The following is a 23,492-nucleotide window of genomic DNA, read 5'->3' as shown; positions in this document are numbered from 1 at the left end:
GATTATCGCAGCGGAATGCGCTGCCCTTCGGCGATGGCATAAGCATCGCGCAGCGCGAGGTAGGTGTAGTGCTGAGCGTTTTCCAGCGCCACAGCGGTCGGCACGCCCAGCGCCAGTTGGCCGGCGATGGCGGAAGCCAGCGTGCATCCACTGCCATGAAACTCGCCCGCCAGCCGCGTCCACCGCCACTCGCGCGGCCGCTCGTGGTACGCCGAGCCGGTGATCATCGCAGCGGCCGAGGGTGCATGCGGGCCAGGGCCGTACCAGCGGTTGACGACTTCGTCGCCATCACTGTGGCCGCCGGTGATGAGGATATGGCGGCAGCCGCGTGCACGCAGGGCTTGCGCTTGAGCGTCCGGCTGGGTGGCGTCGCTGAGCGCCCGCGCTTCCGGCCCGTTTGGTGTAATGACCGTGGCCAACGACAGCAACGGCGCCAAAGCCTGCACCGCATCGTCGCGCGACAGCAAGTCGCCATGCCCACTGGCCAGCACTGGATCCAGCACGACCGGCAACTCCGGCTGACGTTCACGCAGGCGCACGATCACCTCCGCCATCGCCAGCGCATTCGCAGCACTGCCGGTGATGCCGATCTTGATCGCACTGATCACGCACTTGTTGATCAAAGCCTGCGCCTGCCGCAGCACCATGCCCGCATCCACCGGCTGCACGCCGTAGACGCGGTCATTGTCCTGCACCGTCAGCGCAGTGCAGACCGTGAGCGCATGCGCGCCCTGCCCCGCCACTGCTTGCAAATCCGCCGACAGCCCGGCGCCGCCGGACGGATCAAGCCCGGCGAACACCAGCACACATGGCCGCGCGTCAGCAGTCATGCCAACCGGCCAGCCATTGGCGACGATGGCGATGCGGCGAACTTGCGCGCGATGCGGCCCGCCAGATAAGCCTCGCGGCCCGCTTGCACGCCCAGCTTCATCGCCCGCGCCATGCGCACCGGATCCTGAGCGCCGGCGATGGCGGTGTTCATCAACACACCATCGCAACCCAGCTCCATCGCAATCGCCGCGTCGGACGCCGTGCCCACACCAGCATCCACCAGCACTGGTACCTTGGCCTGCTCAATAATCAGCGACAGGTTCCAAGGATTCAGGATGCCCATGCCCGAACCGATCAACGATGCCAGCGGCATCACCGCCACGCAGCCGATATCCTCCAGCATGCGCGCCTGGATGGGATCATCGCTACAGTAGACCATCACATCGAAACCATCCTTCACCAGCGTCTCGGCGGCAACCAAAGTCTCTGGCATATTGGGGAACAAAGTCTTCTCATCGCCCAGCACTTCCAGCTTCACCAGCTTGTGGCCATTCAAAAGCTCACGCGCCATTTGCAACGTGTAGATGGCATCCTTGGCGTTGTAGCAGCCCGCCGTATTCGGCAGGATCGTGTACTGCGAAGGCGGCAGCACATCCAGCAACGACGGCGCTTTCGGATCCTGGCCAATATTCACGCGCCGAATCGCCACCGTGATGATCTCTGCCTCCGCAGCGTCAGTCGCCTCGCGCGTCTGCTGTAAATCCTTGTACTTACCGCTGCCCACTAGTAGACGCGATTTGTACTCCTTGCCTGCGATTTTCAATACATCACTCATATCCGTCTCCGATTTAACCGCCGCCGATGGCGCGCACAATATCCACCTTGTCCTGCGCCTGCAGGACACGTTCAGGCCACAACTGGCGCGGCACCACATTGCGATTGACCGCCAATGCCAGCGCCTGGCCAGTAAGCTCCAGCGCATCGACCAGCTGGTTCAACGTCTGCTGCGGCGGCACCATGCGCGGCGCCCCGTTCAATTCAATCTCAATCATGATGGTCAGGCCTTGCTGTACAACTCAGCGCCGTTCTTGATGAACTCCACCGCCTTGACCTGCATGCCCTCCTCCGCATACGCGCGCACTTCCTGCGTAATCTTCATCGAGCAGAAATGTGGACCGCACATCGAGCAGAAATGCGCCACCTTGGCGGAATCCTTCGGCAAAGTCTCATCGTGGAATTCACGTGCCTTGTCCGGATCGAGACCGATGTTGAACTGGTCTTCCCAGCGGAATTCAAAGCGCGCCTTGGACAGCGCGTTATCGCGAATCTGCGCACCCGGATGGCCCTTGGCCAGATCGGCAGCATGCGCCGCGATCTTGTAAGTGATGATGCCGTCCTTGACGTCATTTTTGTCCGGCAAACCGAGGTGCTCCTTCGGCGTCACGTAGCACAGCATCGCCGTACCGTACCAGCCGATTTGCGCCGCGCCGATGCCGGAAGTGATGTGGTCATAACCCGGTGCGATATCGGTCGTCAAAGGTCCCAGCGTGTAGAACGGCGCTTCATGGCACTGCTCCAATTGCAGATCCATGTTCTCTTTAATCAGCTGCATCGGCACGTGGCCGGGGCCCTCGATCATCACCTGCACATCGTGCTTCCACGCGATTTTCGTCAGCTCGCCGAGCGTCTTCAACTCGCCCAGCTGGGCTTCATCGTTGGCGTCGTAGATCGAGCCCGGACGCAGGCCATCGCCCAGCGAGAACGACACGTCATACTTCTTCATGATCTGGCAGATGTCTTCGAAGTGCGTGTACAGGAAGTTCTCCTTGTGATGCGCCAGGCACCACTTGGCCAGGATCGATCCACCGCGCGAGACGATGCCCGTCATGCGCTTGGCCGTCAGCGGTACGTAGCGCAGCAGCACACCGGCGTGGATGGTGAAGTAGTCGACGCCCTGCTCCGCCTGTTCAATCAGCGTGTCGCGGTAGATTTCCCAGGTCAGGTCTTCAGCCTTGCCGTTGACTTTTTCCAGGGCCTGGTAAATCGGCACCGTGCCGATAGGTACAGGCGAATTACGGATGATCCACTCGCGCGTTTCGTGAATGTGTTTGCCGGTGGAGAGATCCATCACCGTATCGCCGCCCCAGCGGATCGACCACGTCATCTTCTCGACTTCCTCGCCGATGGACGACGTCACCGCCGAGTTGCCGATGTTGGCGTTGATCTTCACAAGGAAATTACGGCCAATAATCATCGGCTCCACTTCCGGGTGATTGATGTTGGCAGGGATAATGGCACGGCCACGGGCGATTTCATCGCGCACGAATTCCGGCGTGATCTCGGCAGGAATCGCAGCGCCGTAGGCTTGGCCTGGATGCTGGCGCCCCATCAAATCAGCAAGACGCTGGCCGGTAGGACCGGACGTCTTCAAACTCTCGATGTACTCCTTGCGGCGCAGGTTTTCACGAATAGCGACGTACTCCATCTCCGGCGTGATGATGCCCTGGCGCGCGTAATGCATCTGCGTGACGTTCTTGCCTTCACGTGCGCGGCGCGGCTTGCGGTGCAGGTTAAAGCGTAGCTCTTCCAGCGCAGGATCAGCGAGACGCGCCTTGCCGTAGACGGAGGTTGGACCATCCAGTTCCTCGGTGTCGTCGCGCTCCAGTATCCACGGCATGCGCGGCGTCTCGGTCAAGCCGGAGCGGATATCGATGTTCGCTTCCGGATCGGTGTACGGGCCGGAAGTATCGTAGACGTAGATTGGCGGATTGGCTTCAAAGCCAAACGATGCAGGCGTATCGGCCTGCGAGACTTGACGCATCGGCACGCGGATATCGGCGCGGCTGCCTTGCACGTAGATCTTGCGGGAATTGGGAAGTGGCTTGATTGCTGCCTCGTCCACCGTAGCGGTGGCGGACATGAATTTCAGGTTGGCGTTCATTTGGCTCCTTTGTTGGGCTACAGGAGCCAGCAAAGGAGGTTGAACGACGATCCGCACACAGATGGATTGGTGGCGCGGCGTTATCCTAAGCTTCCCTTCGCTGGCATTATCCAGATCAGGTTCGGAGGGTATTTCTCACCCGCTGCGCATGCGCGCCGCAGGACCCCTAGCGTTTGCCACCTTGCGGCAGCGCGCCGATTATACGCCCGTCTTCTCAATTCCGACAACGGTCTTCTGCGCTCGCACTACACCGCCCAGCAAAAAACAGGTTCTGATGAGCTTGACCCGCCCTATCGAGAGCCATACGATGAATAAAGCAGCAGAAAAGCTATACGCGGCCATGAGTGCCAACCCAACAAATTGGCGCCTACTGGAACTGAAGACCATCGCCAAGCGGCATCGTCTTGAATGGCACATGGACGGCAGCCATTGCGTCTTTAAGCAAGATGATGGGCAGCTTTTATCCGTGCCGAGCCACGGCGTCATCAAAGTACATTACGTAAAAGAATTTGTTCTTTTTGTGAAGGGAGTTTGATATGTATAAGCTAGAAGACTATCCATACGAGATCCACAAATTGACTGCCGAGGAAGGCGGGGGATACTTAGTCCGCTATACAGACTTTTGGGGTTGCATGTCTGATGGTGAGACTCCAGCTCCACACAGCAGGAAACCAAGTATTGCCAGCGCGTAAGAGCACGCATACACTGATTGGCGAACCGCTCACATAAGGAACGCCATGAAGAAGTTTGCCTGTGCTTTGACCGTATCGTGTTTGACTATCTCCGCTGCGTTTGCCGCTGATCCGCTGGAAGAGAATCTTCCTTCGCTGGTCGGCATCTACAAGCAAATCCACCAATTCCCTGAACTGTCGCACCAAGAGGTGAAGACTTCGGCGATTGTCGCGGATGAGTTGCGCAAGGCCGGCTTCAAGGTCACTGAGCGCGTGGGGAAATTTGCCGACGGTAGCCAGGCTTATGGCGTGGTCGGCATACTCGAAAACGGTCCAGGCCCGCGCTTGCTGATTCGCGGCGATATGGACGCCCTGCCCATCATCGAAGAAACCGGCGCGCCTTACGCCAGCCAGGTGCGCACCAAGAACGCGGCAGGACAAGACATCGGCGTGATGCACGCCTGCGGTCACGACATCCACACCACCACCCTGATCGGCACCGCGCGCATGATGGCTGCGACGCGCAAACAGTGGAAAGGCACGCTGGTCCTGGTCGGCCAGCCGGCCGAGGAAACCGCCGACGGCGCCAAGGCGCTGTTGAACGATAATTTCTACGAACGCTTCGGCAAACCAGACTTCGCCATCGCCCTGCACGACACGCCGGGCCGCGCCGCCGGACAAGTGGCCGTCACCAGCGGCCCAACCACCGCCGGCGTTACTTCCATCGACGTGGTCTTGCGCGGCATCGGTGCGCACGGCGCGGAGCCGCAGAACGCCAAAGATCCTATCGTGATGGCTGGCCAATTCATCGTGCAGTTGCAAACCATCGTCAGCCGCGAACAGGATCCGCGCGATCCAGCCGTGGTGACGGTCGGATCGATCCACGGCGGCGCCAAGCGCAATGTGATTCCTTATGAAGTCAAACTCGAACTGACCACGCGCTCCTTCAGCGACAAAGCCAATCAAATCATCGTCGATGGCGTGAAGAGGATCGCGCGCGGCGTAGCGATATCGGCCGGCATTCCGGAAGACCGCATGCCTATCGTGACGGTGGTGGAGAAAGAAACCCTGCCGTCCATGCACAACAATCCTGCATTGAACGCGAGGGTGAAGACCGCGCTGACCGGCGCCCTCGGCGCGGCCAACGTGTTTGAAGATGATGCGGTGATGAACAGCGAGGACTTCGGCCTGTTCGGCCTCCCCGGCCGCCAGATCCCGACCGTGATGTTCGGCCTTGGCATCGCCGATCCGGCCGAACTGGCGGCGGCCAAGGCCGGCGGCAAAGCCATCCCCGGCGCGCACACCAGCCGCTTCAAGCCAGTGCCAGAACCTAGCCTGCGCACAGGCGTCAAGGCCATGACCTCGGTGGCCACGGCCTTGTTGCAGTAATCAATCCTTGAAGGTCGGCGTGGATTTGCTCATGCCGGCCATCATGGCGGCTTGCAGGTCGGCCGACATCAGCATCGCTGCGTTCCAGGTGGCGACGTAGTTCAGGCCATCGGCCACGGAGTGGTCGCGCGCGTAGCTGATCATCTCCTTCACACCGCGCACCGACAGCGGCGACTTGGCCGCGATGGACGCGGCGATTTCACGCACGCCTTCACGCAGCGCTTCCGGCGATTCGAACACGCGGTTCACGAAGCGCATCTCTTTCGCTTCGGCGCCATCGAACTTGCGTGCGGTGTAGGCCAGCTCGCGCGCCATGCCTTCGCCGATCAAACGCGGTAAGCGCTGCAGGGTTCCTACGTCCGCCACCATGCCGATATCGATTTCCTTGATGGTGAACCACGCATCCGACGAGCAGTAGCGCATGTCGGCGCAGCTGATCAGGTCAATGCCGCCTCCGACGCAGGCGCCATGCACGGCGGCCAGCACCGGCTTGCGGCAGCGCTCCAGGCTGGTCAGCGTATCCTGCAAGTCGAGAATCACACGGCGCAGGTTTTCGCGCGTGCGGCCATCGCATTCGTCGCGCACTTGCGCGCCCACGCCCATCATCATTTGCAAATCGATGCCGGCGGTGAAGGCCTTGCCCTCGCCTTCCAGGATCGCCACACGTATCTCCGGCGTCTCGTCGACATAGCGGAATGCCGTGCGGATGTCATGCCACATAGCAAGGTTCATTGCATTGAGCTTATCCGGACGGTTCAGGCGGATGGTGGCGATGTGGCCGTCAACGGAAATGCTGACTGCTTCAAGCGTTGGGATCATGCATGTCTCCTTTTTGTTGGTAGCCACATATTAGCGGCCTGAACCGATTCTGTCGTAGAGGAAATACGCTATTATTTATTTCCCGTGACATGCATATTCCTGGAGGGTAGACATGGCAACAAAGTTCAAGCTTAACGGCAAGGAAGTCACCGCGCAGGCCGAACCGGACACCCCGCTGCTGTGGGTGATCCGCGATGAAATCGGACTGACCGGCACCAAGTTTGGTTGCGGAATGGCGCTCTGCGGCGCCTGCACCGTTCACCTCAACGGCGAGCCGATCCGCTCTTGCCAGACACCGCTTTCGGTGGTGGCTGGCAAACAGGTCGCCACCATCGAATCGCTTTCCAAAGACAATTCCCACCCGCTGCAAAAAGCCTGGATCGCGCACGACGTGCCGCAATGCGGCTACTGTCAATCCGGGCAGCTGATGAGCGCCGCCGCCCTGCTGCGCACCAATAAAAATCCCAGCGACGCCGACATCGAGAACGCCATGAGCGGCAATATCTGCCGATGTGGCACCTATAACCGCATCCGCGCCGCCATCAAGACTGCCGCCGCAGAAATGCGCAAGGCGTAAAGGAGACGGCCATGACGACGAATCGCAGGGACTTCCTGAAAACTTCCGCGGGCCTGACGCTGGGCGTCTTCCTGCCCGCGCTGCTGGAAACAGCCGATGCCGCTGGCACGCTGCACACGCCCAACGCCTGGGTCCACATCGCCGACGACAACACCATCACGCTGCTGTCGGCCCGATCGGAAATGGGGCAAGGCGTGTACACCTCCCTGCCCATGCTGATCGCCGAAGAGCTGGGCGTGGATATCCGCAAAATTAAAGTCGAGATCGCGCCGGTAGCGCCGGTCTACGTCAACGCCCTGCTGGGCGGGCAGCTGACCGGCGGATCAACCTCGGTGCGCGAAGGCTGGGAAAAACTCCGCATCGCTGGCGCGCAAGTGCGCACCATGCTGGTGACCGCCGCCGCCGATCAATGGAAAATCGATCCCGCCAAGCTAAGCGCGGCAGACGGCAAAGTCACCGGCCCCGGTGGGCTGAGCGCCACCTACGGCCAGCTGGCCGCAGCCGCCGCCAAACTGCCAGTGCCGGAAAAAGTCACGCTAAAAGATCCCAAGGATTTCAAGATCATCGGCAAGCCCACCAAGCGGCTCGACACGGCGCACAAAGTCAACGGCACCGCCGAATACGGCATCGACGTCAAACTGCCCGGCATGGTGTATGCATCGCTGGAGCAAAGCCCGGTCATCGGCGGCAAGGTGGTGAGCTTCGATGCAAGCAAAGCCAAGGCCATGCCCGGCGTGATCGACGTGGTGCAAATCCACGACGGCGTAGCGGTGGTGGCCGACAGCTATTGGCGCGCCAAGAAAGCCCGCGAAACACTCGAAGTGAAGTGGGACGACGGCCCCGGCGCGCGCATCGACAACGCCGCCATGAAAGACGGCATCCGCAAAGCCAACGACGCCACCATCCCGATCAAGAAAACCGGCGACGCCACCGCAGCGCTGGGCAGCGCTGCCAAAAAACTGCAAGCCGAATACTGGTCGCCACTGCTGGCCCACGCTACGATGGAACCGCAAAACTTCACCGCCCACTACAAGGACGGCAAGTGCCTGGTGATCGGCCCGGCCCAGTTCCAGCAAGGCACACAAGGCAATGTCGCCAATGCGGTCGGCCTCAAGCCCGAAGACGTCACGGTCAAGACCACCTTCCTCGGCGGCGGTTTCGGACGCAGGCTTGAATACGACTTCGCGGTGCAGGCGGCCGAGATTTCCAAAGCCGTCGGCAAGCCCGTCAAGCTGCTGTGGACGCGCGAAGACGACACCACCCACGACTTCTACCGCCCGATGGCGCTGCACCGCATGGCGGGCGGCCTCGATGCAGCCGGCAAGCCGGTGGCGCTGACCTTGCAGCTCACCTCGCAATCAGTCACCCAGCGCGCCTTCGGCCTGCCCAAAGGCACGCTCGATCCCTTCATGGCCGAAGCGGCCGTGGTCGGCTACGACATTCCCAACATGACGGCGGAACTGATCGAGCATGACAGCGGCCTGCGGGTCGGCTACTGGCGCTCAGTCAGCCACGCGTTGAACGCCTTTGCCAACGAAAGCTTTATCGACGAGATGGCGCATGCGGCGGGCAAAGATCCCTACCAGTTCCGCCTGTCGCTGCTGGACAAGCAGCCGCGCTTTGCCAAGGTGCTGAAACTGGCGGCGGAAAAATCCGGCTGGGGCAAGCCGCTGCCGAAAGGCCACTATCGCGGCATCGCCCTGATGGAAGGCTACGACACCTACATGGCGCAGGTGGTGGAAATTTCGGTCAAGGACAACGCCATCAAAGTGCACCATGTGTGGGTGGCGGCGGACCTCGGCCAGATGGTCAATCCGGACACGGTGGAAGCGCAACTGCAGTCCAGCATCGCCTTCGGCCTGACCTCCACGCTGGGCGCCGAAATCACGCTCGACAAGGGTCGCGTGCAGCAGACCAACTTCCACGACTACCCCATCCTGCGCATGAACGAGATGCCGAAAGTGGACGTGACACTGGTCCCCAGCACCGAAAAACCGGGCGGCATCGGCGAGCCGGCCACCGCCCTGATCGGCCCGGCCGTGGCCAACGCCCTGTTCGCCGCCACTGGCAAACGGCTGCGCAAACTGCCGCTATCTTCGGAGAACATACAGGCAGCATGACGTAAAACCAGTAAAAATAGTAAAAATACCATGCAATTCCACGGCAGGCCGTGCCAGTTTCCAGCGCACGGCCTGCCGTGTCATTTATAATGGTCGTTTCGCCAAATTTAAATCTGGAAATCATGGAATTAGCCAAGTCTTTCGAGCCTGCCGACATTGAACAATTCTGGCGCAACGAGTGGGAATCGCGCGGTTACTACACTGCCACCCTCGACGCCGGCAAACCTTCTTTCAGCATCCAGCTGCCGCCGCCGAACGTCACCGGCACCCTGCACATGGGCCATGCTTTCAACCAGACCATCATGGATGGCCTGACCCGCTACCACCGCATGCTGGGCCATAACACCGCCTGGATTCCGGGCACCGACCACGCCGGCATCGCCACCCAGATCGTGGTGGAGCGCCAGTTGGACGCGCAGAAAATCTCGCGCCATGACCTCGGCCGCGAAAAATTCATTGAAAAAGTCTGGGAGTGGAAAGAGAAATCCGGTTCCACCATCACCGGCCAGATGCGCCGCCTGGGCGCCTCGCCGGACTGGCAGCGCGAATACTTCACGATGGACGAGCCACGCTCGAAAGTCGTGACCGACGTCTTCGTGCGCCTGCACGAGCAAGGCCTAATCTACCGTGGCAAGCGCCTGGTCAACTGGGACCCGGTGCTGGGCACCGCCGTCTCCGACCTGGAAGTGGTGTCGGAAGAAGAAGACGGCTCGATGTGGTACATCAAGTATCCGCTGGCCGATGGCAGCGGCTCGCTGACCGTCGCCACCACCCGTCCTGAAACCATGCTGGGTGACGTCGCCGTAGCCGTGGACCCAACCGACGAACGCTACCTGCCGCTGGTCGGCAAGATGCTGGTACTGCCGCTGGTCGGCCGCGAAATCCCGATCATCGCCGACGAATACGTCGATAAAGCCTTCGGTACTGGCTGCGTGAAGATCACCCCTGCGCACGACTTCAACGACTACGCCGTCGGCCAACGCCACAAGCTGGACATGCCATCGATCCTGACGCTGGAAGCCAAAATCGTTGACGATGCACCGGAAGCCTACCGTGGCCTGGACCGCTTTGAAGCGCGTAAAAAAATCGTCGCCGACCTGGACGCCCAAGGCCTGCTGGAAGAAGTCAAGAAGCACAAGCTGATGGTGCCGCGCGGTGACCGTACCGGCGTGGTGATCGAGCCGATGCTGACCGACCAGTGGTTCGTCGCCATGAGCAAGCCTGCTCCGGAAGGCACTTTCAATCCGGGCAAATCCATCGCTGAAGTGGCGCTGGAAAAAGTCTCCTCGGGCGAAATCAAATTCGTGCCGGAGAACTGGAGCACCACCTACAACCAGTGGCTGAACAACATTCAGGACTGGTGCATCTCGCGCCAACTGTGGTGGGGCCACCAGATCCCGGCATGGTACGACGATGCCGGCAACATCTTCGTCGCCAAGACCGAAGAAGAAGCTATCGCACAAGCGGCGGCCAAAGGCATCACCGCGCCGCTGCGCCGCGACAACGACGTGCTGGACACCTGGTTCTCGTCCGCGCTGGTGCCGTTCTCGACTCTCGGCTGGCCGGAAGAAACGCCTGATATCAAGGCCTTCCTGCCATCGTCGGTGCTGGTGACCGGCTTCGACATCATCTTCTTCTGGGTAGCGCGCATGGTCATGATGACCGCGCACTTCACCGGCAAAGTGCCGTTCGAAACCGTGTACGTGCATGGCCTGGTGCGCGATTCGCAAGGTCAGAAAATGTCCAAGTCCAAGGGCAACACCCTGGACCCGATCGACCTGATCGACGGTATCGGCGTGGATGCGCTGGTCGCAAAACGCACCACCGGCCTGATGAATCCGAAAGACGCGGCCAAGATTGAAAAAGCCACCCGCAAGGAATTCCCGGAAGGTATCGCTGCCTACGGTACCGATGCGGTGCGCTTCACCATGGCGTCGTACGCTTCGCTGGGCCGCAACATCAACTTCGACCTGGGCCGTGCTGAAGGCTACCGCAACTTCTGCAACAAGCTGTGGAACGCGACCCGCTTCGTGATGATGAATACTGAAGGCAAAGACTGCTCGGCTTCGGAAGCTGACCTGTCGAACGCCGACAAGTGGATCATCTCGCTGCTGCAAAAGGCCGAGCTGGAAGTGGCCAAAGGCTTCGAAGACTACCGCTTCGATAACATCGCCTCGGCCATCTACAAGTTCGTGTGGGATGAGTACTGCGACTGGTATCTGGAAGTCGCCAAGGTGCAGGTACAAAGCGGCACCGAAGGCCAGCAACGCGCTACCCGTCACACGCTGCTGCGCGTGCTGGAAGTGGTGCTGCGTCTGGCACATCCAGTGATTCCATTCGTGACCGAAGCGTTGTGGCAAGCCATTGCGCCGCTGGCCGGCAAGACCGGCGATTCGATCATGATGCAGCCGTACCCGATTGCCAACACCGCCAACATCAACGAATCGGCTGAGGCTTGGATGCAGCAGCTGAAAGCGCTGACCGATGCGACCCGTAACCTGCGCGGCGAAATGCAACTGTCGCCGTCGCTGCGCGTGCCGCTGATCGTCGAGCCGGGCAATTCGGAAGAGAAGGCAGCGATGGAAAGCTTTGCACCGTACGTGCAATCGCTGGCCAAGCTGGCGGAAGTGCAGATTGTGGATGCGCTGCCGGATTCGCCAGCCGCCGTGGCCATCGTCGGCACGACCAAGCTGATGCTGAAAGTGGAAATCGACGTCAAGGCCGAGCGTGAGCGCCTGAGCAAGGAGATCACCCGTCTGGAAGGCGAGATCAATAAGGCCAATGGCAAGCTGTCGAACGAAAGCTTCGTGGCGCGCGCGCCGGCGGAAGTGGTGGCGCAAGAGAAAGAGCGCGTCGCCAACTTCTCGGCCACGCTGGAGAAAATGCGCGAGCAAATCGCCAAGCTGCCAGCAGCTTAATTACACTCCGGGGTCAGGTCCCCCATTTCTACACGCACTCAGCGGTAACTCCTGCTACGGCCGGGCTTGTGTAGAAATGGAGGACCTGACCCCGGATTTTTTACGCCAGCAATTCGGCGTAGCGTGGAATGTCGACGTTGCCGCCGCTTATGATGATGCCTACGCGCTTGCCCTGCAGTTGGTCCTTGATTGCACGCGCCGCTGCCAGGCCGAGGCAGCCGGTTGGCTCTACTACCATCTTCATGCGCTCAGCGAAGAAGCGCATTTCGGCGCGTAGCTGTTCGTCGGTCGCGGTCAAGATGTCGTCCACCTCGCGCTGGATGATGGGGAACGTCAGGTTGCCCAGGTGCTGGGTCTGCGCGCCATCCGCAATCGTCTTCGGCGTTTCGATGTGCACGATGCTGCCACTGCGGAATGACTGCTGTCCATCATTGCCCGCTTCCGGCTCCACCCCGTACAGCTTGGCCGCAGGCGACAAGGCACGCGTCGCCAAGGCTGTGCCGCTCAGCAGGCCACCACCGCCCAGCGGTGCAAACACATAGTCCAGCGCGCCCACTTCTTCAAACAGCTCCTTGGCCGCCGTGCCCTGCCCTGCAATCACGTCCGCGTGATCATACGGCGGAATCAAGGTCAGGCCGTGCTTGGCGGCGAGGTCGCGGCCGATCTGCTCGCGGTCTTCCTTGTAGCGGTCATAAATCACCACCTGTGCGCCATAACCCTTGGTCGCAGCAACCTTGGCCGCCGGCGCGTCGTGCGGCATGACGATGGTGGCCGGAATGCCCAGTAGCTTGGCCGACAGCGCAATCGCCTGCGCATGGTTCCCCGACGAGAACGCCACCACACCGGCCTTACGCTGCTCCGGCGTGAACTTGGCCAGCGAGTTATACCCGCCACGGAATTTGAAGGCGCCCATGCGCTGCATGTTCTCGCACTTGAAGAATACCTCGGCGCCCAACTGTTCGTTGATAGTGCGCGAAGTCTTGACCGGCGTCGCATGCACCACACCGGCGATGCGCTCCGAGGCCGCAACCACGTCTGCAAAAGTAGGGAGTTTCAGTTCGCTCATGATGGATTCCTTGGTGGATTAGCGCGCATCGTTGTACACGGTGGCGCGGGATACGTTGAGATAGGCGGCGACGATGTCCATCGCCCGCCGGACATCGCTCAGGCCGGCTTCCTTCAGCTCGCGCATCAAGGCCTTGCGTTCATCGGCCTTGAGCGCACGCGGCGTGGTGCCCAGCCGTGCTGCGAATTGGTCGATACGCACGCGGATCGCGTCTGCTCCATTCGGCGCCATGGTCTCGCTGACGGCGGCTGCCGCATCCACGCTGCCAAATTGCGTCAGCATGGTATTCAGGCTGCGGAACACAGTCAGGTCGACATTCATGCACAGCGCCGCCACATACTGGCCCTGGCTGTCCTTGATGCCGATCGAAGTGCTCTTGGCCAGCCGGCCATCTGGGAAAGTGTTGGGATAGTTGGCAATTACCTGTTCGAACGCCGGATCGGCCGCGCGTGCGAGACCCAGCTCGGTCGCAGGCGCGCCCACGCTGCGCCCCGACAGGTTGTTGTGAATGGCCAGGATGGCATGCTCCGGCTCGGTCAGGTCGTGCAGCACCACTTCGCAGAACGGCGCCAGCGTCTTGCCCAGCCCTTCCGCCACGTGCTGCATCTGCGCCAGCAGGTTTCGATGTTCGGCAGTTTTTTTCATCCGAACATTTTATCTTATTTTAGATTTTTTGTTTAATTGGATGTCAGCCTCTAATTTCAGGCTACTGCAGGTTCGTATAATCGACAGACAACTATAACTTTGGAGACAAAATGAAATTCCTCGCATTCATTGCTGCAGCCGCACTGAGCATCGCACCTGCCTTCGCCCAAACCGGCTCGCCGGCCGGCCTGTGGAAAAACATCGATGATGAAACCGGCAAGCCAAAAGCACTGATCCGCATCACCGAAAACAACGGCGTGCTGACCGGCCAGATCGAAAAGCTGTTCCGCGATGCCAACGAAGACCAGAATCCAAAGTGCGAAAAATGTAGCGACGCACGCAAGGACCAGCCCATCCTCGGCATGACCATCCTGTCCAACCTGAAGAAGGATGGCGACGAATATAGCGGCGGCGAGATCCTCGACCCGAACAATGGCAAGGTCTACAAAAGCAAGCTGCACCTGGCCGATGGCGGCAAGAAGCTGAGCGTGCGCGGCTACATCGGCGTACCAATGCTGGGCCGCTCGCAGACATGGGTGCGTGAGCAGTAACCTCTTGTCCTACCAACAACAAAAGCCAGCCTGATGCTGGCTTTTTTATTGACGAAATAATATTTTCAATTGGATAATTATCTGAAAATAAATTTTTCCACGTCCGTGGCATTTCGTCGAGAGGCAATATGAAATTCATCAAATCAATGCTCGCAGCAACAGCAACAGTGCTCACGCTTGGTTCGGCACAAGCAGAAGTCATTACTTATGAATTCACTGCGACTATCACAAGCATCGCCCAATTCGACCCCAGCCTGCCGTTCAGGGTTGACTCGGTCAACATCCTCGGCAACACCGTCCGGACCTACGATACCGTGCACGGCATCATGAGTTACGACACTTCTGCCCCGATCTGGACAATTCAGAAGCGCGTCCCCGTGCCTATCGTTTTCTACAAAGACATGGGGCACATGTCGTTATCATTCCAAGGAGGATTGAATTTCGATTCGACCGCATTTCCAGAAACACCTCAAATGGCCATCCTAAACAACAGTACAACTTATGAAGGAGGAGACGGTATCAGTTTCTCCACCGCCTCGCGGATCGATCCTGACCAGCACGCTAACATTTTTCTGTTCGATCAGACTGGCACGGCCTTCAACAATACTGCCCTGCCGACTAATCTCGATCTCAACCGCTTTGATCAGCGCAGTTTAACTTATGATTTTGGCTCCGATGACCACACCATCGAAGTGTCGGCTACAGTCACATCGATCCAGTTAATTTCAGCGGTGCCTGAACCAAGTACTGGCATGCTAATGATGGCTGGCCTTAGCCTGCTGGCGTGGCGTCGCCGTAACGCAACGCAACGCGCTACTGCTTGACTCCCTTGCCGGTGGCAGTCCAGTAGATGCCACCCATCAAATGGGCAAGGTATTGCGGATCGCGGTACATATTGCCATCGTGCCCGAGGGCCGTGACGAACACGCGGCCCTTCTCCACCGTGTGATACCAGCTCACCGGGTGCTCTTTGCCCATGCCGTATGACACCTGCCCCGGCCAGATCTTGGTCGGGTCGTAGCTGCTCTCATCCACGTTCAGTACCGGATTGATTTTGATCTTGTACGGATCGTCGAACACATACCACTCATCGCTCCAGATCCAGTGGTCGGGCAAACCGAAAGTGGCCGGGTGCTTTTTGTCGACCACATCGGCCACGCCAGTTTGCAGCATCGGATGGACGCCAGTGTGGCGACCGATCAGCTTTTCGTACCAGACCCAGGTATTGGCCGGGATGATCAGCGAGCGGTGCACCAGCATGGCGTTGCCGCCGGCTTTCATGTAGTCCTCGAACTTCTTGCGGCGCGCTTCGTTCAGCTCTTCCGGCGGCGTATTCAGGAACATCACAGCGGCGTACTGCGACAAGTCGCCATCGAAGGCTTCCGGCTTGTTGGTGAAGGTCATGTCGAACGCGTGCAGCTTGCCCAGACGTTCAAAACTCTCGCGCGCGATGGGGATGTATTCGTAGTGGTACTTGCTCGGCATGGCCAGCACCAGGATTTTGTACTGCGTGTCGGCCCATGCGCTGGACATCATCATTACCCCGGCCGCAGCGGCCAGCATCAGTTTTTTCATCGTCCCCTCCTTTTAAAGTTAGCGCTAACATTTGTCATAGTCTAACCCAAGGTGATACGATTTAGCCAAATGAAAATCATTCTCAACTTCATCGGCATCGTCGCCGTGGTGCTGGGTGTGCTGGGGATCTTCCTGCCGCTGCTGCCGACCACGCCTTTCCTGCTCCTCGCCTCGGCCTGTTTCGCGCGCGCCTCGCCGCGCATGCACGGCTGGCTGCGCAACAACCGCGTCTTCGGCAAATACCTGCGCGACTACGAAAACGGCGCCGGCATTCCCTTGCGTGGCAAAGTGTGGATTTTGATTTTCATGTGGGGCTCGATGAGCTACTCGATCTGGCGCACCGAGTTGCCGTGGGTACGCCTCCTGATCATGCTGATCGGCACTTGCGTGACCATTTACCTGACCCGCTTCGTGCCGACCATGCATATCAATAAGAAGTGATTACGTGCCCTGCTTGGTTGGCATGACAACCACCTGTTGCAAGTTCACACGCTTCGGCTGGGTGGCCAGGAAGCCTACCACTTCGGCAATGTCCTGCGGCTGCAGGAACTCCATGCTTTGGCCTGTCCTTGGCGCCCTGGAAGGTCCAGTGGCCTTGCAGTTCGGTCTCGGTGATGCCCGGCTCAATGGCTGGACCATACGCAGCATCTACCGCCGCCGCTGCAGCGTCCACCGAGGCTTGATTCGTGACGTCCACTGCCAGGGCGATAGCCTCGCCACCAGCGGCGCGAATGTCTTTGACCAGTTCATCCAGCACTTCTTTGCGACGGGCCAGCACGGCAACCTTGGCGCCGCGGGCGGCTAACAGTTTAGCGGTAGCGAAGCCGATGCCGCTGGACGCACCGGTGATGACAGCAACACGATTTTTCATGGTAGTTCTCCTGTTTGGTGAATGCCGGAAAGCACCGGCGACAGGTGAACTATAGATCGATGACCACAACCAATGTAGTGGCAAAAATCCGCTTCAGTAGCAACTAAAAGTTTATACGCGCAGCTCGACCGGCGACAGGTAGAACTGCTGGCTGTCCAGCAAGCGCGCGACGATGAAGTCGACAAAATGCCGCACCCGGCCCGGCATCTCACTACGCTGCGGGAAGTAAAGGTGGAAGCCCATGCGCTCGCTGATGTAGTCCGCCAGCAGCGGTTTCAGCAGGCCAGCGCGGATGGCGGCGGTGGCGTTGATGCTGTCGATCTGGCCGATGCCGATACCGGCCAGCACGGCGTGCACCTCAGTGTCTGGATCGTTACTGAGCAAGACCGGCGTCACGTGGCGGAACACCGTATCGCCATCGATTTCGAATTCCCACGCCATCGGCCGGCCGCTGCCGGGCTGGCGGTAGGCGGTGCAGCGGTGGGCCTGCAGGTCGTGCAGGGTGCGCGGCGTGCCGTGGCGTGCCAGATAACCCGGCGTCGCGCAGACGATTTGCTGCACCGGAAACAAACGGCGGCTGACGATCTGCGCATCCGGCGGATTACCGCCCCGGAAACCGACGTCGATACGGTCGTGCACCAGGTCGCTAAAGCCATCTTCCTGGATCAGGTCGATCTGGATATTCGAGTATATCAGCTGGAACTCGGCCAGCAGCGGCATCAGAATTCGGCGGCCCATCGAGCCGGAGGCCGCTACGCGGATGGTGCCCTCGTCCTCGCGCGCTGCGCTGCGTGCACGGGCCAGTGCGCCGACCACGCCGTCGAGACTGGGCTTGATGGAGTCCAGTAGGCGCTGGCCCTCCTCGGTCAGCGAGCTATTGCGCGTGGTACGGTGGAACAGACGCACGCCCAGATGCTGTTCAAACTGGCGGATGGTTTTGCTAACGGCTTGCGGCGTGGTGCCCTGCGCCTCCGCGACCTTGTTAAAGCTGCCCAATTCGGCAGCCTTGATGAAGGTCGAGATGGCGCGCAGTTCATCCATGTTTGCGTTTGGCCAGATGCCTATCGAGGCTATTGGCGAAGTGCTGCCGGTCGGATTGGCTGAAGGCAGCAGGGCCGCCAGTATCAACGCCGCTGCCGCGCAGCTCGTCCATGAAGGCGCGCATGGTCAGCATTTGCGCGATGTTGTCGTTGGTGTAGAACTCGCCACGCGGGTTGAGCGCGTAGCCGCCCTTCTTCAGTACATCCGAAGCCAGCGGGATATCGCCGGTGATCACCAGATCGCCTGGTTCTAGCAGGCGCACGATTTCCTGGTCCGCCACGTCGGCGCCGGACGGAACTTGCACCGAACGGATGAAGCGCGATGGCGGTACGCGTAGCAGCTGGTTGGCCACCAGCGTGACCTGCATCTGCACACGATCTGCCACACGGTAGAGAATTTCCTTGATGACGGCGGGACAGGCGTCAGCGTCGACCCAGATCTGCATCACTGATCCCACAATTCGCCGTTAGGATTGGTGCGCGGCGGGTGAACGCCGAAGTGCTTGTAGGCTGCAGGCGTAGCCACGCGGCCGCGCGGCGTGCGTTGCAGGAAGCCTTGCTGGATAAGGTACGGTTCCAGCACGTCTTCAATCGTGTCGGCAGCTTCGCCGATGGCTGCGGCAAGGTTGCCGATGCCGACCGGGCCGCCGCCGAATTTGTACAGCACCGCTTCCAGCAGCTTGCGGTCCATCACGTCGAAACCGACCGTGTCCACGTCCAGCATCACCAGTGCGGCGTCGGCCACGGTCTTGGTGATCTCGCCGTTGCTCTTCACTTCCGCGTAATCGCGCACGCGGCGCAGCAGGCGGTTGGCGATACGCGGCGTGCCGCGCGCGCGGCGGGCGATTTCGTGGGCGCCTTCAGGATCGATGACAGCTTTCAGCAGCGCAGCGCTACGCGTCACGATTTGCGTCAGCTCGGCGGTGTTGTAGAACTCCAGACGCGCCACGATGCCGAAGCGGTCGCGCAGTGGATTGGTCAGCATGCCGGCGCGGGTGGTAGCGCCGACCAGCGTGAACGGCTGCAGGTCCAGCTTGACCGAACGCGCCGCCGGGCCTTCGCCGATCATGATATCGATCTGGTAGTCCTCTAAAGCCGGATACAGGATCTCTTCCACCACCGGCGACAAGCGGTGAATCTCGTCGATAAACAGGACGTCGTTGGTTTCCAGGTTGGTCAGAATGGCGGCCAAGTCGCCCGGACGCTCCAGCACCGGGCCAGAAGTCTGGCGTAGGTTCACGCCCATCTCGCGGGCGATGATGTTTGCCAGTGTGGTTTTACCGAGGCCCGGAGGCCCGAACAGCAGCGTGTGATCCAGCGCTTCCTTGCGCTTGCGGGCGGCGGAGATGAAAATCTCCAGCTGATCGCGGATCTTGGCCTGCCCGACATATTCATCGAGATGCTTGGGACGCAGGGCGCGTTCGATCGCTTCTTCATTCGGAGAAGACGGCGCCGCGTCGATAATGCGCTGTTCGGTAAAATTGTCGGTCTGTATGCTCATACAGTTATTTTACCCTGCATCGGCGCTCGCTACCCCATGATTGCACGCAGGTCGCTCATGAAGGCTTCGATGATGTCGCTGCGGCGCGTGGTGCGGCGCGAGCAGGTGTGGATGGTGACGCGATAGGACAAATCGTCTTCGTTCAGCGCCTGCAGCAAACCTTGCCGCACATACGGCTCCGCAAAGTGCGATGGCAGGAAACCGCAATATCGGCCCGACATGATCAGGATCGCCACCGCTTCCATATTATCGGCACGCGCGCCGTAGTTCTTCTGCCCGAAGCGCGATTCAAACTCCGGCACCGGGTAACTGCGGCCGATCCACTCGTAATTGCCAACATCCACCGCACCTATCTGATCTGAAGTGCCAAACAGCGAGTGCCCTTGTCCGCAATACGCAATCTGCTTTTCCACGTACAGCGGCGCATATTCCAGCTCCGGCAGTTGATGCCAGAAATAGCCGATGCCCAAATCCAGCTCACCAGCCAGCATTTGCTCTTCCAGCTCATTCGGAGCGCGGTTGAAGATGTGGAAGCGCACCGCCTCATCGCGCTTGCGGAAGGCGGCGATGGCCTGTCCCAGCTTGGCGTTCTGCTCAGGATCAGTGTGGCCGATCAAGCCGATACGCAAAGAGCCGCTGAGTTTTTTCTCAATATTGCGCGCTTCCTCACAGAAGTCGTTCACCACATCGAGCATGCGGCGCGCGGCTTGCGCAAAGCGTTCACCTTTTGGGGTCAGGCGGAAACCCGCGCGTCCCCGTTCGCACAACCGGAAGCCCAGGCGGGCCTCCAGCGTGGAGAGCTGCGTGCTGATCGTCGATTGATTAACATTCAACACCGCCTGTGCCAGCGAAAGACCGCCCGCATCCACCACTGCAAGGAACACGCGGATCAACCTTAAATCGAGATCGGATAGATTGGTCAGCATGGACTGCATTGTCATTCAGCGGTAACGCGGGCGTCAAATTGTTCTGCTTAGAACGTTGCAACTAAGGAGCTTGCAAACAACGAATTGCCTTTCCGGTATTGATCCGTGCCCGGTTTCAGGAACACGTCCTGGTTGGCGTGGTCGTAGCGCACTTCAAATTTGAAGACCACGTTTTCGTTGTAGGCGTAGTTGCCGCCCAGCGTGAGGGCCGCGCGATTCGCACCGCGCACCGTACCCGCAGCCAAGGAGCGCGCCAATTCGTCCGGCGAAGGACCGAGGCCGTTGCGATAGTCGCCTGCATCTTCCGTGAACACGGTAGCAATGGTGCCGCCGCCGTTCTTATCGTTCTTCAGGTAGTCGGCACGCGCCACCAGTTCCGCACGCGGGGTGACTTTGTACGCAGCTTGCAGCGACACACCGGCCCAACGCGCGTCGCCGCCGTTGAAGGCCGAGTCGCGCCACATGCCGGTATTGACCTGGCCATTAAGCGACCATGCGCCACGTGTGTAGTAAGCATCGCTGGACAGCATCGCCAGGCGCTTGCCGAAGTACTTGCCGAATTGGCCGGTAAAGCCGATGCCGCTGAATTCCGAATTCAGGTAGTCGGTGCGGAACACCACGATAGGATCGTGGGCGCGGTCGGCGTGGCTGGATTTGTTCATGTTCGCCACCAGTACCTTGGTGGTCCATGCATCCACCACTGCTTCAACGCCGGCACCGACGTAATAGCTAGGCTGAGTGAAGTCGAACAGCAGGTTGTGCGTCACCAGCTTGGTCTGATTCGACAGGAAGTACTCGTAGCCGGTGAAATCGGCAAACTGGCCGGCCAGCACGCGCACGTTCTTGTCTTCCATCGGAATGGTGACCGTTGCTTCATGGATGATGGAGCCGAGGTTCATGGCCGAACTGGCGCTCTTGTGCGGCACCAGTTGCAGCTTGAACTTGGTGCCGTTCTCGGTCTCTTTATCGATCTGGAGCAAAGCCATGCCGAAGAAGGAGTTATCGAACGCGTAGGTCGAATCCTGGCCGGCGGCGCTACGATCCACGCCGTCGAAATTGTTCAGGAAGTTGAAGCCTGCGCTGCGGCGGTTGCCGCTGGCGATGAACGTCGGATCGATCATGCCGCTGATCTTCAGGCCTGCGAAGCCGTTATCGCTATGCGCGGTTTCCATGGCGTCCAGCTTCACCTGCATGCGCGCGATGTCGGCGCGTAGTTGTTCAACGTCGCTCTTGTCCTGCGCGGCGGCCAGCAGCGGCAGTGCGCAGAAGATGGCCGTGGCCAGATATTTTCGTTTCATGACTCCTCCTTGATGTAATGTTTTTGTTCTACAGATGGGGAAACAGATACAGGTTGGCGCGGCGCGGCCGGCGTGGCAGAAGGCGCAACGGCCTGCGCAGCGTCACGCTGGCGGGCCTCGCGCAAACGGCGACGGCGCAAACGCGATTCATATAGGGCGGACAGGATCACGCAGGCAGTCACCACAAAGATGGTGGCGGCAGCAGCCGCGTTCACGGTCGGATTCAAACCAAACTTCGCCCGCGAGAAGATCACCACTGGCAGCGTGGTGGCGCCCGGACCGGCGAGGAAGGCCGAAATCACCACGTCGTCAAACGACAGCGTGAAGGTCAGCAGGAAAGCGGAGACCAGCGACGGCAAGATCAGCGGCAAGGTCACATACCAGAACACCTGCAATGGACGCGCGCCCAGATCCTGCGCCGCTTCTTCCAGCGAGATGTTCAACTCGCGCAGGCGCGACGCCACCACCACCGCTGCATAAGCCATGCCCAATTGGGTGTGGCCGAGCAGGATGGTTTTCATGTCGCGGCCACCGATGCCGGTCAGATCTTGCACCATCACCAGCAGCAGCATGACGGACAGCGCCATGATCACTTCCGGCATCACCAGCGGCATATTCAGCATGCTCTCGAACAGCACTCGGCCACGGAACTTCTTGTAGCGCACCACCACCAGCGCGCCCATCGTGCCGAGTACCACCGACAAGGCGGCGCAGGTAAAGGCGATACGCAGCGACAGCAGCAGGCCGTCAATCAGCTCCTGGTCGTGCATCAGCGACTGATACCACTTGAACGAGAACTGCGACCACACCGTCACCAGCGTCGACTCGTTAAACGAGAACACCACCAGCGACAGGATAGGCAGGTAGAGGAAAATGTAGACTGATCCCAGCCAGCCACGGGAAAACCATTTGGTCATCATTTCGCCCTCTGGTATTTATTGAAGATAGCCATCGGGCCAAGAATCAGCAGGATCATCACGGCGGCAACGGCGGACGCCATCGCCCAGTCGTTATTACCGAAGAATTCATCCCACAGCACGCGGCCGATCATCAGCGTTTCCGGACCACCCAGCAGTTCAGGAATCACGTACTCGCCGATCGACGGAATAAACACCAGCATCGAGCCAGCCACAATGCCGTTGACCGACAGCGGCACAGTGATGCGCCAGAACGCCTGCCACGGCGTTGCGCCCAGATCCAGCGCGGCTTCCAGCAAGCGGCCATCCATTTTTTGCAGCGTGGTGTACAGCGGCAGGATCATGAACGGCAGGTAGGTGTAGACCATGCCCAGCGTCAGCGAGAACGGGGTGTTCAGCATGTGGATCGGTTCATGAATCAGGCCGAGGCTCATCATCACGTTATTGAACACGCCATTGGTCGCCAGCAGCCCTTTCCACGAATAGATACGCACCAGGAAGGAAGTCCAGAACGGCAGCATCACCGCCATCAGCAGCGAAGGACGTACCGATTCCGGCGAGCGCGCCATGAAGTAGGCGAACGGATAGGCGATGAACAGGCACAGGGCCGTATTCAACAGCGCGAACTTCAGCGACGACAAATACGCCGCCAGGTACAGCGAGTCGGTGAACAGGAACAGGTACTTGTTGAAATCGATGCGGATACTCAGCACCCCTTCCACCAGCGCCCACGGTTTGGTCAGCGTGACCGTATCCAGCTGCGAAATGCTGAACTGAAGGATGATGAGGGCCGGGATGGCCGTCATCACCACCAGCCAGGCATACGGCACGCCGAGCAGCGCCCGGCGGCCGGCTTCGCGCTGGAAGCGTTGCAAACGTTGCGTCAACATACAAGC

23 protein-coding genes, 1 pseudogene and 1 riboswitch are annotated in these 23,492 nt (G+C 59.9%); of the genes and pseudogenes, 8 read left to right on the top strand and 16 right to left on the bottom strand.

The features are described 5' to 3' along the window. Positions 1-2: 2 nt before the first annotated feature. From thiD to thiC, 4 genes are read right to left on the bottom strand one after another with little or no spacing between them, the layout of a single operon-like run. The gene (gene thiD, locus GTP46_RS03035; RefSeq protein WP_161005148.1) at positions 3-830 is read right to left on the bottom strand and encodes a bifunctional hydroxymethylpyrimidine kinase/phosphomethylpyrimidine kinase; all 828 of its coding nucleotides are present in this window, start codon (positions 828-830) and stop codon (positions 3-5) included. Beyond that, positions 827-1,606 (bottom strand): thiazole synthase, encoded by a 780-nt coding sequence (locus GTP46_RS03030; RefSeq protein ID WP_161005147.1) that lies wholly within the window; start codon positions 1,604-1,606, stop codon positions 827-829. Before GTP46_RS03030 ends, thiD begins: the two co-directional genes overlap by 4 nt. A 13-nt stretch (positions 1,607-1,619) precedes the next feature. Further along, entirely contained in the window at positions 1,620-1,823 is a 204-nt protein-coding gene (thiS, locus tag GTP46_RS03025; RefSeq protein WP_161005146.1) for a sulfur carrier protein ThiS, read from the bottom strand. 5 nt (positions 1,824-1,828) lie between these two features. Further along, positions 1,829-3,712 (bottom strand): phosphomethylpyrimidine synthase ThiC, encoded by a 1,884-nt coding sequence (gene thiC / locus GTP46_RS03020; RefSeq protein WP_161005145.1) that lies wholly within the window; start codon positions 3,710-3,712, stop codon positions 1,829-1,831. A gap of 75 nt (positions 3,713-3,787) precedes the next feature. Further along, positions 3,788-3,890, bottom strand: a riboswitch (TPP riboswitch). 96 nt (positions 3,891-3,986) lie between these two features. On the opposite strand from thiC, the gene GTP46_RS03015 reads away from it, so the two are divergent. Both GTP46_RS03015 and GTP46_RS03010 read left to right on the top strand, forming a co-directional pair. Next, complete coding sequence (locus tag GTP46_RS03015) at positions 3,987-4,247, top strand: hypothetical protein (protein ID WP_161005144.1); 261 nt, start codon at positions 3,987-3,989, stop codon at positions 4,245-4,247. 202 nt (positions 4,248-4,449) lie between these two features. Next, positions 4,450-5,772, top strand: a complete 1,323-nt coding sequence (locus GTP46_RS03010; protein ID WP_161005143.1) for a M20 metallopeptidase family protein — start codon at positions 4,450-4,452, stop codon at positions 5,770-5,772. Here the strand turns inward: GTP46_RS03010 and GTP46_RS03005 are convergent, their stop codons facing one another. After that, positions 5,773-6,591 (bottom strand): crotonase/enoyl-CoA hydratase family protein, encoded by an 819-nt coding sequence (locus tag GTP46_RS03005; RefSeq protein WP_202414112.1) that lies wholly within the window; start codon positions 6,589-6,591, stop codon positions 5,773-5,775. It lies immediately after the preceding gene. 112 nt (positions 6,592-6,703) lie between these two features. Between GTP46_RS03005 and GTP46_RS03000 the strand changes: the two genes are divergently transcribed. From GTP46_RS03000 to GTP46_RS02990, 3 genes are all read left to right on the top strand, one after another. Further along, positions 6,704-7,168 carry a (2Fe-2S)-binding protein gene (locus GTP46_RS03000; RefSeq protein WP_161005142.1) on the top strand — a complete coding sequence of 155 codons (465 nt, stop codon included), beginning with the start codon at positions 6,704-6,706 and terminating at the stop codon, positions 7,166-7,168. An 11-nt stretch (positions 7,169-7,179) separates the two neighbouring features. Next, positions 7,180-9,288 carry a xanthine dehydrogenase family protein molybdopterin-binding subunit gene (locus tag GTP46_RS02995; RefSeq protein ID WP_161005141.1) on the top strand — a complete coding sequence of 703 codons (2,109 nt, stop codon included), beginning with the start codon at positions 7,180-7,182 and terminating at the stop codon, positions 9,286-9,288. Positions 9,289-9,410: 122 nt separating this feature from the next. Then, complete coding sequence (locus tag GTP46_RS02990; RefSeq protein WP_161005140.1) at positions 9,411-12,206, top strand: valine--tRNA ligase; 2,796 nt, start codon at positions 9,411-9,413, stop codon at positions 12,204-12,206. A 100-nt stretch (positions 12,207-12,306) separates the two neighbouring features. Here GTP46_RS02990 and GTP46_RS02985 read toward each other — a convergent pair whose 3' ends face one another. Together GTP46_RS02985 and GTP46_RS02980 are read right to left on the bottom strand one after the other, a co-directional pair. Continuing rightward, positions 12,307-13,272 carry a threo-3-hydroxy-L-aspartate ammonia-lyase gene (locus tag GTP46_RS02985; RefSeq protein ID WP_161005139.1) on the bottom strand — a complete coding sequence of 322 codons (966 nt, stop codon included), beginning with the start codon at positions 13,270-13,272 and terminating at the stop codon, positions 12,307-12,309. 18 nt (positions 13,273-13,290) lie between these two features. Next, the gene (locus tag GTP46_RS02980) at positions 13,291-13,917 is read right to left on the bottom strand and encodes a helix-turn-helix transcriptional regulator (RefSeq protein ID WP_161005138.1); all 627 of its coding nucleotides are present in this window, start codon (positions 13,915-13,917) and stop codon (positions 13,291-13,293) included. 110 nt (positions 13,918-14,027) lie between these two features. Here GTP46_RS02980 and GTP46_RS02975 point away from each other — a divergent pair, with 110 nt between their 5' ends. Together GTP46_RS02975 and GTP46_RS02970 are read left to right on the top strand one after the other, a co-directional pair. Further along, positions 14,028-14,468 (top strand): DUF2147 domain-containing protein, encoded by a 441-nt coding sequence (locus tag GTP46_RS02975; RefSeq protein ID WP_161005137.1) that lies wholly within the window; start codon positions 14,028-14,030, stop codon positions 14,466-14,468. 128 nt (positions 14,469-14,596) lie between these two features. Beyond that, the gene (locus GTP46_RS02970; RefSeq protein WP_161005136.1) at positions 14,597-15,292 is read left to right on the top strand and encodes a PEP-CTERM sorting domain-containing protein; all 696 of its coding nucleotides are present in this window, start codon (positions 14,597-14,599) and stop codon (positions 15,290-15,292) included. Here GTP46_RS02970 and GTP46_RS02965 read toward each other — a convergent pair. Beyond that, entirely contained in the window at positions 15,282-16,043 is a 762-nt protein-coding gene (locus GTP46_RS02965) for a ThuA domain-containing protein (RefSeq protein WP_161005135.1), read from the bottom strand. The two genes, GTP46_RS02970 and GTP46_RS02965, sit on opposite strands and share 11 nt — an antisense overlap. Before the next feature lie 69 nt (positions 16,044-16,112). Here GTP46_RS02965 and GTP46_RS02960 point away from each other — a divergent pair, with 69 nt between their 5' ends. After that, a complete protein-coding gene (locus tag GTP46_RS02960; RefSeq protein WP_161005134.1) occupies positions 16,113-16,484 on the top strand; it encodes a YbaN family protein in 372 nt (123 codons plus the stop codon). Positions 16,485-16,728: 244 nt separating this feature from the next. On the opposite strand, the pseudogene GTP46_RS29605 reads toward GTP46_RS02960, so the two are convergent. The 8 genes and pseudogenes from GTP46_RS29605 to GTP46_RS02920 all read right to left on the bottom strand — a co-directional run. Further along, positions 16,729-16,914: pseudogene (locus tag GTP46_RS29605) on the bottom strand (SDR family NAD(P)-dependent oxidoreductase); the annotation flags it as partial. Positions 16,915-17,025: 111 nt separating this feature from the next. Further along, positions 17,026-17,955 carry a LysR family transcriptional regulator gene (locus tag GTP46_RS02950; RefSeq protein WP_161005132.1) on the bottom strand — a complete coding sequence of 310 codons (930 nt, stop codon included), beginning with the start codon at positions 17,953-17,955 and terminating at the stop codon, positions 17,026-17,028. After that, on the bottom strand, positions 17,948-18,400 hold the full coding sequence (locus GTP46_RS02945) for a YaiI/YqxD family protein (RefSeq protein ID WP_161005131.1): 453 nt from the start codon (positions 18,398-18,400) through the stop codon (positions 17,948-17,950). Before GTP46_RS02945 ends, GTP46_RS02950 begins: the two co-directional genes overlap by 8 nt. After that, positions 18,400-19,455 carry a Holliday junction branch migration DNA helicase RuvB gene (gene ruvB, locus GTP46_RS02940; protein ID WP_161005130.1) on the bottom strand — a complete coding sequence of 352 codons (1,056 nt, stop codon included), beginning with the start codon at positions 19,453-19,455 and terminating at the stop codon, positions 18,400-18,402. The genes GTP46_RS02945 and ruvB overlap by 1 nt, the downstream gene beginning before the upstream one ends. Positions 19,456-19,484: 29 nt before the next feature. After that, positions 19,485-20,381 carry a LysR family transcriptional regulator gene (locus tag GTP46_RS02935; protein WP_161005129.1) on the bottom strand — a complete coding sequence of 299 codons (897 nt, stop codon included), beginning with the start codon at positions 20,379-20,381 and terminating at the stop codon, positions 19,485-19,487. A 47-nt stretch (positions 20,382-20,428) separates the two neighbouring features. Beyond that, complete coding sequence (locus GTP46_RS02930) at positions 20,429-21,679, bottom strand: DUF3138 family protein (protein WP_161005128.1); 1,251 nt, start codon at positions 21,677-21,679, stop codon at positions 20,429-20,431. Further along, entirely contained in the window at positions 21,676-22,599 is a 924-nt protein-coding gene (locus GTP46_RS02925) for an ABC transporter permease (protein WP_202414111.1), read from the bottom strand. The genes GTP46_RS02930 and GTP46_RS02925 overlap by 4 nt, the downstream gene beginning before the upstream one ends. Further along, the gene (locus tag GTP46_RS02920; RefSeq protein ID WP_161005127.1) at positions 22,596-23,486 is read right to left on the bottom strand and encodes an ABC transporter permease; all 891 of its coding nucleotides are present in this window, start codon (positions 23,484-23,486) and stop codon (positions 22,596-22,598) included. The genes GTP46_RS02925 and GTP46_RS02920 overlap by 4 nt, the downstream gene beginning before the upstream one ends. Positions 23,487-23,492: the final 6 nt, after the last annotated feature.

Source organism: Duganella flavida, assembly GCF_009857445.1.
Taxonomy (GTDB): domain Bacteria; phylum Pseudomonadota; class Gammaproteobacteria; order Burkholderiales; family Burkholderiaceae_D; genus Rugamonas; species Rugamonas flavida.
The sequence above is the reverse complement of the archived record's forward strand: the minus strand, read 5'-3'. Positions and strand labels throughout refer to the sequence as shown.

What these genes read in the sequence shown, in the direction of transcription:
- ruvB (WP_161005130.1), bottom strand. Translation starts at nt 19,455, where the DNA reads ATGAGCATACAGACCGACAATTTTACCGAACAGCGCATTATCGACGCG.
- GTP46_RS02995 (WP_161005141.1), top strand. Translation starts at nt 7,180, where the DNA reads ATGACGACGAATCGCAGGGACTTCCTGAAAACTTCCGCGGGCCTGACG.
- GTP46_RS03005 (WP_202414112.1), bottom strand. Translation starts at nt 6,591, where the DNA reads ATGATCCCAACGCTTGAAGCAGTCAGCATTTCCGTTGACGGCCACATC.
- GTP46_RS02935 (WP_161005129.1), bottom strand. Translation starts at nt 20,381, where the DNA reads ATGCTGACCAATCTATCCGATCTCGATTTAAGGTTGATCCGCGTGTTC.
- GTP46_RS02960 (WP_161005134.1), top strand. Translation starts at nt 16,113, where the DNA reads ATGAAAATCATTCTCAACTTCATCGGCATCGTCGCCGTGGTGCTGGGT.
- GTP46_RS02980 (WP_161005138.1), bottom strand. Translation starts at nt 13,917, where the DNA reads ATGAAAAAAACTGCCGAACATCGAAACCTGCTGGCGCAGATGCAGCAC.
- GTP46_RS02920 (WP_161005127.1), bottom strand. Translation starts at nt 23,486, where the DNA reads ATGTTGACGCAACGTTTGCAACGCTTCCAGCGCGAAGCCGGCCGCCGG.
- GTP46_RS02985 (WP_161005139.1), bottom strand. Translation starts at nt 13,272, where the DNA reads ATGAGCGAACTGAAACTCCCTACTTTTGCAGACGTGGTTGCGGCCTCG.
- GTP46_RS03010 (WP_161005143.1), top strand. Translation starts at nt 4,450, where the DNA reads ATGAAGAAGTTTGCCTGTGCTTTGACCGTATCGTGTTTGACTATCTCC.
- GTP46_RS02945 (WP_161005131.1), bottom strand. Translation starts at nt 18,400, where the DNA reads ATGCAGATCTGGGTCGACGCTGACGCCTGTCCCGCCGTCATCAAGGAA.
- GTP46_RS02965 (WP_161005135.1), bottom strand. Translation starts at nt 16,043, where the DNA reads ATGAAAAAACTGATGCTGGCCGCTGCGGCCGGGGTAATGATGATGTCC.
- thiD (WP_161005148.1), bottom strand. Translation starts at nt 830, where the DNA reads ATGACTGCTGACGCGCGGCCATGTGTGCTGGTGTTCGCCGGGCTTGAT.
- thiC (WP_161005145.1), bottom strand. Translation starts at nt 3,712, where the DNA reads ATGAACGCCAACCTGAAATTCATGTCCGCCACCGCTACGGTGGACGAG.
- thiS (WP_161005146.1), bottom strand. Translation starts at nt 1,823, where the DNA reads ATGATTGAGATTGAATTGAACGGGGCGCCGCGCATGGTGCCGCCGCAG.
- GTP46_RS03000 (WP_161005142.1), top strand. Translation starts at nt 6,704, where the DNA reads ATGGCAACAAAGTTCAAGCTTAACGGCAAGGAAGTCACCGCGCAGGCC.
- GTP46_RS02975 (WP_161005137.1), top strand. Translation starts at nt 14,028, where the DNA reads ATGAAATTCCTCGCATTCATTGCTGCAGCCGCACTGAGCATCGCACCT.
- GTP46_RS02970 (WP_161005136.1), top strand. Translation starts at nt 14,597, where the DNA reads ATGAAATTCATCAAATCAATGCTCGCAGCAACAGCAACAGTGCTCACG.
- GTP46_RS03030 (WP_161005147.1), bottom strand. Translation starts at nt 1,606, where the DNA reads ATGAGTGATGTATTGAAAATCGCAGGCAAGGAGTACAAATCGCGTCTA.
- GTP46_RS02925 (WP_202414111.1), bottom strand. Translation starts at nt 22,599, where the DNA reads ATGATGACCAAATGGTTTTCCCGTGGCTGGCTGGGATCAGTCTACATT.
- GTP46_RS03015 (WP_161005144.1), top strand. Translation starts at nt 3,987, where the DNA reads ATGAGCTTGACCCGCCCTATCGAGAGCCATACGATGAATAAAGCAGCA.
- GTP46_RS02990 (WP_161005140.1), top strand. Translation starts at nt 9,411, where the DNA reads ATGGAATTAGCCAAGTCTTTCGAGCCTGCCGACATTGAACAATTCTGG.
- GTP46_RS02930 (WP_161005128.1), bottom strand. Translation starts at nt 21,679, where the DNA reads ATGAAACGAAAATATCTGGCCACGGCCATCTTCTGCGCACTGCCGCTG.
- GTP46_RS02950 (WP_161005132.1), bottom strand. Translation starts at nt 17,955, where the DNA reads ATGGATGAACTGCGCGCCATCTCGACCTTCATCAAGGCTGCCGAATTG.